At 71.5% G+C, this 10,473-nt stretch carries 10 protein-coding genes; 6 read left to right on the top strand and 4 right to left on the bottom strand.

From position 1 onward, the window contains the following. Positions 1-717 (bottom strand): peptidoglycan-binding domain-containing protein (locus VFO68_RS30945; protein WP_325161956.1); only part of this gene is annotated, 717 nt, incomplete at its 3' end. Between the two features lie 148 nt (positions 718-865). Here VFO68_RS30945 and VFO68_RS30950 point away from each other — a divergent pair. From VFO68_RS30950 to VFO68_RS30975, 6 genes are all read left to right on the top strand, one after another. Beyond that, the gene (locus VFO68_RS30950; protein ID WP_325161957.1) at positions 866-1,246 is read left to right on the top strand and encodes a VOC family protein; all 381 of its coding nucleotides are present in this window, start codon (positions 866-868) and stop codon (positions 1,244-1,246) included. 3 nt (positions 1,247-1,249) lie between these two features. Further along, positions 1,250-2,401, top strand: coding sequence for a cytochrome P450 (locus VFO68_RS30955; protein ID WP_325161958.1), 1,152 nt, complete (start codon positions 1,250-1,252; stop codon positions 2,399-2,401). A gap of 122 nt (positions 2,402-2,523) precedes the next feature. Then, the gene (locus tag VFO68_RS30960) at positions 2,524-3,543 is read left to right on the top strand and encodes an NAD-dependent epimerase/dehydratase family protein (protein WP_325161959.1); all 1,020 of its coding nucleotides are present in this window, start codon (positions 2,524-2,526) and stop codon (positions 3,541-3,543) included. A 110-nt stretch (positions 3,544-3,653) separates the two neighbouring features. Further along, positions 3,654-5,195 carry an acyl-CoA carboxylase subunit beta gene (locus tag VFO68_RS30965; protein WP_325161965.1) on the top strand — a complete coding sequence of 514 codons (1,542 nt, stop codon included), beginning with the start codon at positions 3,654-3,656 and terminating at the stop codon, positions 5,193-5,195. Between the two features lie 90 nt (positions 5,196-5,285). After that, positions 5,286-6,467 carry an acyl-CoA dehydrogenase family protein gene (locus VFO68_RS30970; RefSeq protein WP_325161960.1) on the top strand — a complete coding sequence of 394 codons (1,182 nt, stop codon included), beginning with the start codon at positions 5,286-5,288 and terminating at the stop codon, positions 6,465-6,467. 40 nt (positions 6,468-6,507) lie between these two features. Beyond that, positions 6,508-6,942: an SgcJ/EcaC family oxidoreductase gene (locus VFO68_RS30975; RefSeq protein WP_325161961.1), complete on the top strand. Its 435-nt coding sequence runs from the start codon at positions 6,508-6,510 to the stop codon at positions 6,940-6,942. Positions 6,943-7,064: 122 nt separating this feature from the next. Here the strand turns inward: VFO68_RS30975 and VFO68_RS30980 are convergent, their stop codons facing one another. The 3 genes from VFO68_RS30980 to VFO68_RS30990 form a co-directional block, all read right to left on the bottom strand. Continuing rightward, positions 7,065-8,312: a cytochrome P450 gene (locus VFO68_RS30980; RefSeq protein ID WP_325161962.1), complete on the bottom strand. Its 1,248-nt coding sequence runs from the start codon at positions 8,310-8,312 to the stop codon at positions 7,065-7,067. A gap of 91 nt (positions 8,313-8,403) precedes the next feature. Next, entirely contained in the window at positions 8,404-9,096 is a 693-nt protein-coding gene (locus VFO68_RS30985) for a DsbA family oxidoreductase (protein WP_325161963.1), read from the bottom strand. A gap of 10 nt (positions 9,097-9,106) precedes the next feature. Further along, a partial coding sequence (locus VFO68_RS30990) for an asparagine synthase C-terminal domain-containing protein (RefSeq protein WP_325161964.1) occupies positions 9,107-10,473 on the bottom strand: 1,367 nt, incomplete at its 5' end.

Below are 10,473 nucleotides of genomic sequence, written 5' to 3' on the forward strand. Positions count from 1 at the left end.
GATCTCGGTCTGGTGCGTGGTGTAGAAGTCGCGGAACGCCACGGACAGCTGGGCCTTCTGGGCCCGCTCGGCCTCACCGACCAGACCCTTCAGCACGTCGATCACGAGGGTGGCCTTGGCGTCCTTGGCGAAGTCGCCGAGCACCTTCTCGCTGAACAACTTGAACAGCGCCTTGTTGAAGTCGGGCTTGGCGGACTGGGTGGTGTCGCTCTCCATGACCTCGTTGAACGAGTCCAGGGCGGCCTTCCACTGGACCAGGATCTCGAGCTCGTAGTCGATGATGCCGCCGGCGAGCTCGGTGTCCTCGGAGTGCGACGCGTCCGCGGTGGTGCCGGCCGCGCCGGCGAAGGCGGTGACCGCGTCCGAGGTGACCGCTGCGACTTCCGCGGGCTGCCACGCCGCGCCGTCCCACTGCCACTGACCGTCATCGGACAGCTGGCCGACCTGACCCTCCTGGGCCACGGTGTCCTGCTGGGACCGGTCCGGCTCGGACTCCGAAACCCCCAGCGCCGCCCAGGTGTAGGGGCCGACCATGTTCTCCTCGTTGATGCCGTGGGCATCCTGGAACGCCGTCAGCGCGAGGGTGAACTCCTCGTCGTAGACTCCTGTCGGTTCGCTGTGCAGGTATCCGGCTTCCCGCAAGGCATTCCCGGCATGGGCCACCCACTCGGATGGGTTGTGCTGGTAGCTGTCCCGGTCCAACTCAGGTAAAGACATGACTTTCTCCCCGTCGTCCACGCACTCTTGTGGAGAGACGGTAGGCGGATCGCCCACCCCCCGGCGGCCTCGATCGGGCATCCGATCGGGCGGCCCTTCGGGCAAAACCGACCGGCGCCGCGCGGCGGGCCCGGCTAACGTGGGGCCCATGGCCTGTCGCATCTCCGAACTCGTCATCGACTGCGTCGATCCGCAACGGCTCGCCACGTTCTGGTGCGAGGTGCTCGGGTACGTGGAACTGGGCTGGGAGGACGACGCGCTCGAGATCGGGCCGGCCGAGGCGGGCTTCGGCGGACCCCAGCCGACCATCATCCTCAGCCCGACCGCCGACCCCAGGCACGGCAAGCTGCGGCTGCACTTCGACGTCAACCCCACCGACCGGGACCAGGAAGCCGAGTTGGAGCGACTGCTCGCGCTCGGCGCCCGTCCGGCGGACATCGGTCAGTCCGACGAGGACAACTGGCACGTTCTCCTCGACCCGGAGGGCAACGAGTTCTGCCTGCTGCGCCGAACGCTCGACCCCGTGTGAGGCATGGAGGTGACGCTGGCCGGGCTGGCGGCGGATCCGCATCCGCTGCTGGCCCGGTTGCGGGCCGGTGCGCCGGTGTGCTGGGTCCCGGCGCTGAATGCCTGGCTGGTCACCGGGTACGACCTCGCCGTGCGGGTGCTGCGTGATCCGGAGACGTTCACCGTCGACGACCCCCGGTTCTCCACCGCCCGGGTCGTCGGGCCCAGCATGCTCTCGCTCGACGGCGCCGAGCACGCCCGGCACCGGGACCCGTTCGGCGCGCCGTTTCGCCGGCCGGCCGTGCGGGCCCGGTTCACCGCGTTCATCGAGTCGGAGGTGGACCGTCTGGTCGGGGCGATCCGCCCGGCCGGCGCCGCCGACCTGCGGGGTGCGGTGGCCGGCCCCCTCGCCGCCGCCGTGATGGCGCGGGCCCTCGGACTGTCCGATGTGGACTCTGCGGTCGTGCGCTCATGGTATGCCGCGATCGTCGCGGCGGTGTCGGAGGTGACCGCGGGAAACCCCGTCGGGGCGCCGGCCCGCGCCGCCGTCGACGCGCTGGGCGGCGCGGTGGTGCGCGCCCTGGCCGCGCCCGGCCCGTCCCTGCTCGCCGAAGCCGCCGACCGGCTGCGCCCGGCCGAGATCGTGTCCAACGCGGCCGTGCTGCTCTTCGGCGGCATCGACACCACCGAAGGCATGATCACCAACGCGCTGCTGCACCTGCTCACCCATCCCGAAGCGCACGCCGCGGTGACCGCCGACCCGGCGCTGCTGTCCGACGCCGTGGAGGAGTCGCTGCGTCTCGAACCGGCCGCCGCGGTGGTGGACCGCTACGCCACCCGGGACACCACGCTGGCCGGCACGCCGGTCCGGCGCGGCGACCTGGTCACCGTCTCTCTCGCCGCCGCCAACCGCGACCCGGCGGTCTTCGGCGACCCGGACCGGTTCCACCTCGGCCGCCGCAACGCCCGGGCCCACCTCGCCTTCGCCACCGGCCCGCACTTCTGTCCCGGCGCCCAACTCGCTCGGACCGAGACCGGCGCCGCGATCCGGGCCCTGCTCGCCCTGCCCGCCCTGCGCCTGCCCGACGCACCCGCCCCGTACGGTCTGATCTTCCGTAAACCCCCGGCGCTGCACGCCCGCTGGACCCGTGCCGGAACCGTCACCCGGCTTCGCTGAGCCGGGCGGCGAGTTCGGCGTTGTGTCGGGCTGCCCGGCACCGTCGGAGAAGACATCGGTCGGACCGCTGATGCACGCTGAGTTCGTGATGTTCGTTCGTGGCGATGCCGGGGAGCGGTCCGATGCTGGTCAGCGTTACCGGGGGCACGGGTTTCGTGGGCGCCCATTCGGTGGCTGAGCTGCTGCGGGCGGGCCACCGGGTCCGGCTGCTGGTTCGCGACGAGTCCACTGTGGACAAGGCGCTGAGTCCGCTGGGGGTCGACGCGAGCGCGGTCGATGTGGTGGTAGGGAACGTTTTGGACGAGGGCAGGGTGGCGGCCGCGGTGCGCGGCGCGGACGCGGTGCTGCACGCGGCGGGGGTGTACTCCTTCGACAGCCGGCGGCACGCGGCCATGCGGCGGGTCAACGAGCGCGGCACCGAGGTGGTGCTGGGGGCCGCGGTGCGGGCCGGCGCCGGCCGGGTGGTGCACGTGTCCAGCGTCGGTGCGCTGCTTCCGGCCCGCGGCCGGGTGCTCGGACCGGACACGCCGGTCGGCCGGTCCCGGCAGCCCTACCTGGCCAGCAAGGCCGCCGCCGAACGGGTGGCCAGGGCGCACCAGGCGGACGGCGCGCCGGTGGTGATCAGCTACCCGCCCGCGCTGCTGGGTCCGCACGACCCGCACCTCGGTGACCAGGCGGCCCGGGTGCGCAACGTGCTGCGCGGGCTGACCCCGATCTGGCCGCTCGGCGGCCTGCCGGTCGGCGACGTCCGGGACACCGCCGCGGTGCACGCCCGGCTGGTGACGGGCGCGGGCGGCCCCGGCGCGTTCGGCCCGGCGCACTACGTGTCCACCCGGCGGTTCGTCGGCACGCTGCGCGCGGTCACCGGCCGCCGGCTGCCGGCGGTGTTCCTGCCGGCCAGAGCCATGCTTCCGGTGGGGCGGCTGGCGGATCTGGCCCGCAAGGTGTGGCCCCGGCCGATTCCCGCCGAGCACGGGGCGATCTACCTGTGCGCGTGCGCCACCCGGGTCGCGCCGGACGCCCCGACGCTGGGCATCCCCGCGCGGCCGGTGGCCGACACCCTGCGGGAGACCGTGTCGTGGCTGCACGCGGCGGGACATGTGTCCGCCCGGCAGGCGGGCCTGGCCGCGGTGGCGTCATGACCTCGGCGGGCGCGGAGTTCGTGCCGGACGCGGCCGGGGAGAGCCGGGTACGGCACCGGCACCTGACCCCCGTGCCGTCCGAGGCGCCCCGGGAGCAGGAGCCCCGGTCCATGCGGCGGCTGCGCAAGGAGCGCGACGAACTGCGGGACACCATCGCCACCGGCCGCCGGGAGGCGGTGGAGCGGCAGCGCGCGCTCGGCAAGCACACCGCGCGGGAACGGCTGGACCTGCTGCTGGACCCCGGATCGTTCACCGAGGTCGACATGTACCGCCGGCGCCAGGACCACGGCCTGCGACCCGGCGAGCAGCGCCCGCACACCGATGGCGTGATCGCCGGCACCGGCACCGTCGAGGGCCGCCAGGTGTTCGTCTTCGCCCAGGACTTCACCATCTTCGGCGGTTCGCTGGGCCTGGCGCACGCCGCGAAGATCCACAAGGTGATGGATCTGGCGCTGGACAACGGGGCCCCGCTGATCGGGCTCTACGACGGCGGCGGCGCGCGGATCCAGGAGGGGGTGCTGGCGCTGGACGGCTGCGGCGGCATCTTCCGCCGCCAGGTCGAGGCGTCCGGGATCATCCCGCAGATCAGTGTGGTGCTCGGGCCGTGTGCCGGAGCCGCGGCCTACGCGCCGGCGCTGACCGACTTCGTGTTCATGCTCAAGGACACCGCGCAGATGTACCTGACCGGTCCGGACGTGGTGGCGGCGGTGACCGGCGAGCGGGTCAGCCACCACGAGCTCGGCGGCGCACAGGTGCACAGCCTGCGGTCCGGCGTCGCCGGCTTCGTGCACGACGACGAGGAGAGCTGCCTGGCCGACGTGCGGTACCTGGTCTCGTTGCTGCCGGCCAACAATCTCGAGCCGGCGCCGCGCACCGCGGCGCGGGGCGCGGTCACCGACGAGCGGCCGCGGCTGGCCGAGATCGTGCCGGTCGAGCCGAACCAGCCCTACGACATGCGTGCCGTGGTCGGCGAACTGCTCGACGACGAGGACTTCATCGAGGTGCACGAGCACTGGGCGCCCAACATCATCTGCGCGCTCGGCCGGATCGACGGCGAGGTGGTCGGCGTGGTCGGCAACCAGCCGCTGGTCTACGCCGGCGTGCTGGACATCGTCGCCGCGCAGAAGGCGGCCCGGTTCGTGCGGTTCTGCGACGCCTTCAGCATTCCCCTGGTGACCCTGGTGGACGTGCCCGGCTTCCTGCCGGGCACCGAGCAGGAGTACGCGGGCGCGATCCGGCACGGAGCGAAGCTGCTCTACGCCTACTGCGAGGCGACCGTGCCGCGGATCCAGGTGATCGTGCGCAAGGCGTACGGCGGCGCCTACATCGTGATGGACTCCCGGTCGGTCGGCACCGACCTCTCGCTTGCCTGGCCCACCAACGAGATCGCCGTGATGGGCGCCGAGGCCGCGGTGAACGTGCTGTACCGCAAGGAGTTGGCCGCCGCGCCGGACCCGGACCGGCGGCGGGCCGAGCTGGTCGCGGAATACACACGGAAGCTGATCCATCCGCACTACGCCGCCGAACGGGGCCTGGTGGACGACGTGATCGACCCGGTCACGACCAGGGCCGCGGTGGCCCGGGGGTTGGCGGCGCTGCGCAACAAGCGCCGGCCCGCGCCCCGGCGCAAGCACGGCAACGTGCCGTTGTAACCAGATTCGCATCCGGGGAGAAGCCAGCCCCGGCAACCGCTGTCACGATGAGGAAAACGTACCCGCGATGGGTGTCTCGAGGAGGACATGGTGTCCAGTTCCGTCATTCCCACCCGGGAGCAGCTCGTCGCCCGCGCGGCCGAACTCGTTCCGCTGCTGCAGAAGCACGCGCGCTGGGCGGAGGACAACCGCCGGCTGCACGACGAGGTGGTGGCGGGCCTGAGCGACGCGGGAATCTTCAAGCTGCGCCGGCCCAAGCGCTACGGCGGCTACGAGGTGGACACCCGCACGCTGGTCGAGGTGGCCGCGGAGCTGGGCCGGGGCGACGGCTCGGCGTCCTGGGTTGCCTCGGTGTACTGGATTCCCGGCTGGATGGCCTGCCTGTTCCCGGACGAGGTGCAGGACGAGGTGTTCGCCACCCCGGACACCCGGGTGTGCGGCACGCTGAGCCCGACCGCGATGGCCGCGCCCGCGGACGGCGGCGTGGTGGTCAACGGCCGGTGGCAGTTCATCAGCGGCGCGCTGCACGCGCAGTGGCAGGAGGTCATCGCCATCCTGGTGCCGCCGGAGGGCGAGCCGTACCCGATCATGGCCCTGGTGCCGATCTCCGACCTGCTGGTCATCGACGACTGGCACACCACCGGGCTGAAGGGCACCGGCAGCGTCAGCACGGTCGCCCGGGACCTGTTCATCCCGCAGGAGCGGGTGCTGCCGCTGCCTGCCGTGCTGCAGGGCCAGTCCGCGTCCAAGGCCAACGCCGAGTCGCCGATCTACCGGGTCCCGCTGCTGCCGGTCGCCGCGGCCTCCTCGGTGGGCACCGCGCTGGGCCTGGCCCGGGGGGCCAAGGAGACCTTCCTCAACCGGCTGGGCAACCGGAAGATCACCTACACCGGCTACGAGAGCCAGCGCGAAGCGCCGATCACGCACCTGCAGGTGGCCGACGCCGCGCAGAAGATCGACCAGCTCGAGTTCCACGCCCTGCGGCTGGCCAACCTGGTGGACACCAAGGGTGTCGAGGGTTCGGCCTGGAAGCTGGAGGAGCGGGCCCGGGTCCGCGCGGACATCGGCACCGTGGTGCGGCTGGCCAAGGAGGCGGTGGACATCCTGGCCGGCGCGAGCGGCGGTTCGTCGGTCTACCTGGACGTGCCGATCCAGCGCATCGCCCGCGACGTGCAGGCGATCAACCTGCACGCGCTGATGAACCCCAACACCAACCAGGAGCTCTACGGCCGGGTGCTGTGCGGCCTGGAGCCCGACACGCTCTACATCTGAGCATGGCCGCGACGAGATTCGCTCCGCCGAAAGGAAAACCATGACCACGACCGAGATCTCGGCCGCCGAGCAGGCAGCCGTCGCGACGCTGCCGCAGCAGCTGCTCGCCTCCTGGGCCTACGCCGACGCCGACGGCATCGCCGACCTGTTCGTCGAGGACGGCACGCTGATCCTGCCGGGCGTGTTCCGGCAGGGCCGTGAGGAGATCCGGAAGTACTTCAAGGAAGCGTTCGACACCAAGTACCGCAGCACCCAGGTGGTCGGCAAGCCGATCAGCATGCGGTTCCTCGGCTCGGACGTCGCGCTGCTGCTCTCCTACGGCGGCGTCCTCGCGGCCGGCGAGACCGAGGTGTCCGACGTGCAGGCGATCCGGGCGTCCTGGCTGGTCCAGCGGGTCGACGGGCGGTGGCGGCTGGCCGCCTACCAGAACAGCACGGCCAAGGTCGGCCTGCCCGACCCCGGCACGAACGGCTGATTCGGGTCACCACACCACAAAGCCCGGCCCCCGGCCGGGCTTTGTGGTCTTTGTTGCCGGCAGTTCCGGAGCACACACACCGGAGGCCGGCGCCCGCGGGCACCGGCCTCCGGTGTGTGTGATCAGGCGGCGTCGGCGGCCTTGGCGCCGGCCGCGGTGAGGCGGACCGGCAGGGACCGGTGGCCGTTCATGATGAAGGTGGGCAGCGGCTGCAGTTCGTCGGCGGGCACCGCCAGGGACAGGTCGGGGAACCGCTCGAACAGCGTGGACAGGCCGACGGTGGACACCATGACGGCGATGCTGGCGCCGAGGCAGTAGTGCGGGCCGTGGCCGAAGGACAGGTGGTACTTGTCCTCGCGGGTGATGTCGAACTCGCAGCGGGACTCGCCGTGCACGGCGGGGTCGCGGCCGATCGCGGCGTAGTTGAGCAGGATCGGGTCGCCCTTGGGAATCACCACGTCGCCGAGGTCGATGTCCTCGACGGCGTAGCGCATCAGCAGGTTGGCGATCGGGGACTCCAGCCGGAGCACCTCGTCGATGACCTCGCTCCAGGAGATCTGGCCGGACCGGACCAGTTCCAGCTGCTCGGGGTGGGACAGCAGCAGGGTGATCGACTTGTCCAGGAAGTTGATCGTGGTCTCGGATCCGGCGCCGAGGATGGCGAAGATGGTGTCGGCGAGCTCCTGTTCGGTCAGCCGCGAGCCGTCCTCGTCCCGGGCGGCGATCAGGTCGCTGGTGATGTCCGGGCCGGGGTTGGCCCGCTTCGAGGCGACCAGGTCGGCGATCGCGCTCCGCCAGCCGACCAGGACCTGCTGGGCCTGCTCGGGCGTGATGGTGGTGTCCAGCATGACGTCGAGCACCTTCGCGGCCGCCACCCGGGCCTCTTCGGACATTCCGATCAGGTCGGCGACCAGCATGCCGGGCAGCGGGTAGGCGAAGGCCGCCTTGAGGTCGACGACCTCGCCGGGCGGAACGGCGGCCAGGTTGTCCAGCAGCAGGTTGGTGATCTCGACGACCCGCGGCCGGATCTCCTCGGTGCGCCGCGGGGTGAACGCCTTGCCGATCAGCCGGCGCAGCCGGCGGTGGTCCGGACCGTACACAGTGGACACGTTGTCCATCGCCACCCAGCTGATCAGCTCCCAGTTCGGCGGGATCTCACCGTTCTGGAACGCCGGCCAGTGGTTCCGGGCGCTCTTGCTGACCTTCGGGTCGACCAGCATCCGCTTGATCACGTCGTGGTGGTTGACCGACCAGACGACGACGCCGCCGGGTAGCTCGACCTGGACGGCGGAACCCTGCGCTCGCAGCTCGTCGGCCTGGGCGTGAATGTCTCGGCCGGTCGGATCCAGGACCGGGCAGCGTTTCTCCATCGGACGTTCTCCAACTCGTGGTAGGCAGACCGGACCAATGAGAATCGTGGCACCGCCGGCAGCGGGCCGACATCTCCCGGAGTGCGGGTATTTAGAGGGAATCGAGCAGGTCGTCGGCCCAGCCCGGGTCGTGCGCGCTGAGATCGACGAAGCCCCCCTCATAGGGCGAACCGGTCCACTGGTAGGTGACGCCCGGGTTGTGCCCGTCGAACCCGCCCGCGGCGAACAGATGCGGGCTGCCCTGGACGGCGTCGCCCTTGGCGGCCTCCCACTGGTCGTAGACCGCCGAGCGACCCTCGCCGCGGCGGATGGCCGCGTCCAGGGCGGCGACGTCGACGTGCTGGCACTGGCCGGCGACGTCCAGGATGACCGCCGGGATGCTGACGCAGCGCCGCTCGGTGTAGAACGCCCGGCGCAGCCCGGCATCCAGTTCGTCGCTGGCGCGCAGGCCGCCGACCTCGGGAAGCTTGGCCGCCTGAACGGCTTCCATCGGGGGCAGCATGGTGACCGGGTAGGTCGACTCGGCGCCGGACCACAGCCGGTATCCGAGCTCCGGGACCTTGGCGCCGATCACGACGATCTCGGAGTCCACGATGAACTTCGGGGTGGGCTCGGAGTTGAACAGCTCCAACGGAAACGCGCGGTGGTCGATGAGCACGTCGGCGCCCCGCCTGGCGATCGCGGCGCGCAGGGTGTGCAGCGCGAGGGTGGCCCACGGGCAGCCGATGTCCGACCACACCGTGACGGTTCCCGGTTCGGGGTTGACCAGAGATTCGGTAGTCATGAGGTTCCTTTCAGCCGGCGTCCACCCGCACCTGGTACTCGGTGACCCAGGTGTCGAACTCGATGAGCCGCTCCAGCACCGCCCGCGCGCTCCACGGGCCGCCCATGGCGTACCGGGCGTCCGGCGACTCGAGCAGCGCCCGGATCCGGTCGGCGGGCACCAGGGAGAGCACCGGGCCGTCGGCGTGCAGCAGTGCCTCGACCCGCTCCCGCAGGGCTCGCACGTAGCTCAGGTCCTGGGTGGACGGATAAGGGTTCTTCTTGCGATCCAGCACGGAGTCCGGGAGCACGCCACGCATGGCGGCCCGCAACAGGCTCTTCTCCCGGCCGTCGAAGGTCTTCATCGCCCACGGGGCGTTGTAGACGTACTCGACCAGCCGGTGGTCACAGAACGGCACGCGCACCTCGAGGCTCGCAGCCATGCTGATCCGGTCCTTGCGGTCCAGCAGGAAGTTCTCCCACCGGGTCAGGTTGAGATAGGACACCTCGCGCATCCGGGCCTGCAGGCCGGTCTCACCGTCGACCGTGGGCACCTCGGCGATGGCCTCGCTGTAGCGCTGCTTGATGTAGTCGGTCAGTCCCAGCGAGTCCCAGAGGCCCAGCTCCTTGAGCGCCCCGATCCCGCCGCCCCGTTCGAACGGGACGTGCCACGGGAACGTGTCCGCGTTGACCGACTCCGGGTCGTGGAACCAGGTGTAGCCGCCGAACAGCTCGTCGGCCGCCTCACCGGACAGGGCAACGGTCACCCGCTCGCGCAGCGCCCGGCACAGCAGCAGCAGCGAGTACTCCATGTCTCCGGTGGACACCGGCAGGTCCTGCGCCCGCAGCGTGTCCCGGCGCACGGCGGAATCCAGGATGTCCCGGTTGTCCAGCATGACGATCACGTGCTCGGCGCCGACGTGGCGCGCCACCTCGACGGCGAACGGCGTGTCCGGGTCCTCCCACTGCACGTTCGCGGCGAACCGCTCGGCATGGCCGGTGAAGTCGACCGAGTACGCCGGCAGCGGCTCGGTGCTGTGCCTGCGCCGGGCCAGCGCGGCGAGCGCGGTCAGCGCGCTGGAGTCGAGCCCGCCGGAGAGCAGGGTGCCGACCGGCACGTCGGCGTACAACTGGCGGTCGACGATGTCCAGCAGCAGTTCGCGGACCGTGCCGATGGTGGTGTCCAGATCGTCGGTGTGCCGGTAGGCCTCGATCGCCCAGTACCGGTGCTTGGTCAGCCCGGCGCGGTTGACCCGGACCAGATGGCCGGGCCGCACCTCGTACATGCCGTCGAACACCGCGTGCTCCGGTGTCTTGACGATGGCGAAGATCTCGCGCAGGCCGTCGGCGCCGACCGCCGCGCGCGCCGCCGGGTTGGCCAGGATCGCCTTCGGCTCCG

The organism is Actinophytocola sp., assembly GCF_035712165.1.
Classification (GTDB): Bacteria; Actinomycetota; Actinomycetes; order Mycobacteriales; family Pseudonocardiaceae; genus DASYTH01.

Bases quoted from the DNA above. Each gene is read 5' to 3' on its own strand.
- VFO68_RS30950 (WP_325161957.1), top strand. From the start codon at position 866: ATGGCCTGTCGCATCTCCGAACTCGTCATCGACTGCGTCGATCCGCAA.
- VFO68_RS30955 (WP_325161958.1), top strand. From the start codon at position 1,250: ATGGAGGTGACGCTGGCCGGGCTGGCGGCGGATCCGCATCCGCTGCTG.
- VFO68_RS30960 (WP_325161959.1), top strand. From the start codon at position 2,524: ATGCTGGTCAGCGTTACCGGGGGCACGGGTTTCGTGGGCGCCCATTCG.
- VFO68_RS30965 (WP_325161965.1), top strand. From the start codon at position 3,654: ATGCGGCGGCTGCGCAAGGAGCGCGACGAACTGCGGGACACCATCGCC.
- VFO68_RS30975 (WP_325161961.1), top strand. From the start codon at position 6,508: ATGACCACGACCGAGATCTCGGCCGCCGAGCAGGCAGCCGTCGCGACG.
- VFO68_RS30980 (WP_325161962.1), bottom strand. From the start codon at position 8,312: ATGGAGAAACGCTGCCCGGTCCTGGATCCGACCGGCCGAGACATTCAC.
- VFO68_RS30985 (WP_325161963.1), bottom strand. From the start codon at position 9,096: ATGACTACCGAATCTCTGGTCAACCCCGAACCGGGAACCGTCACGGTG.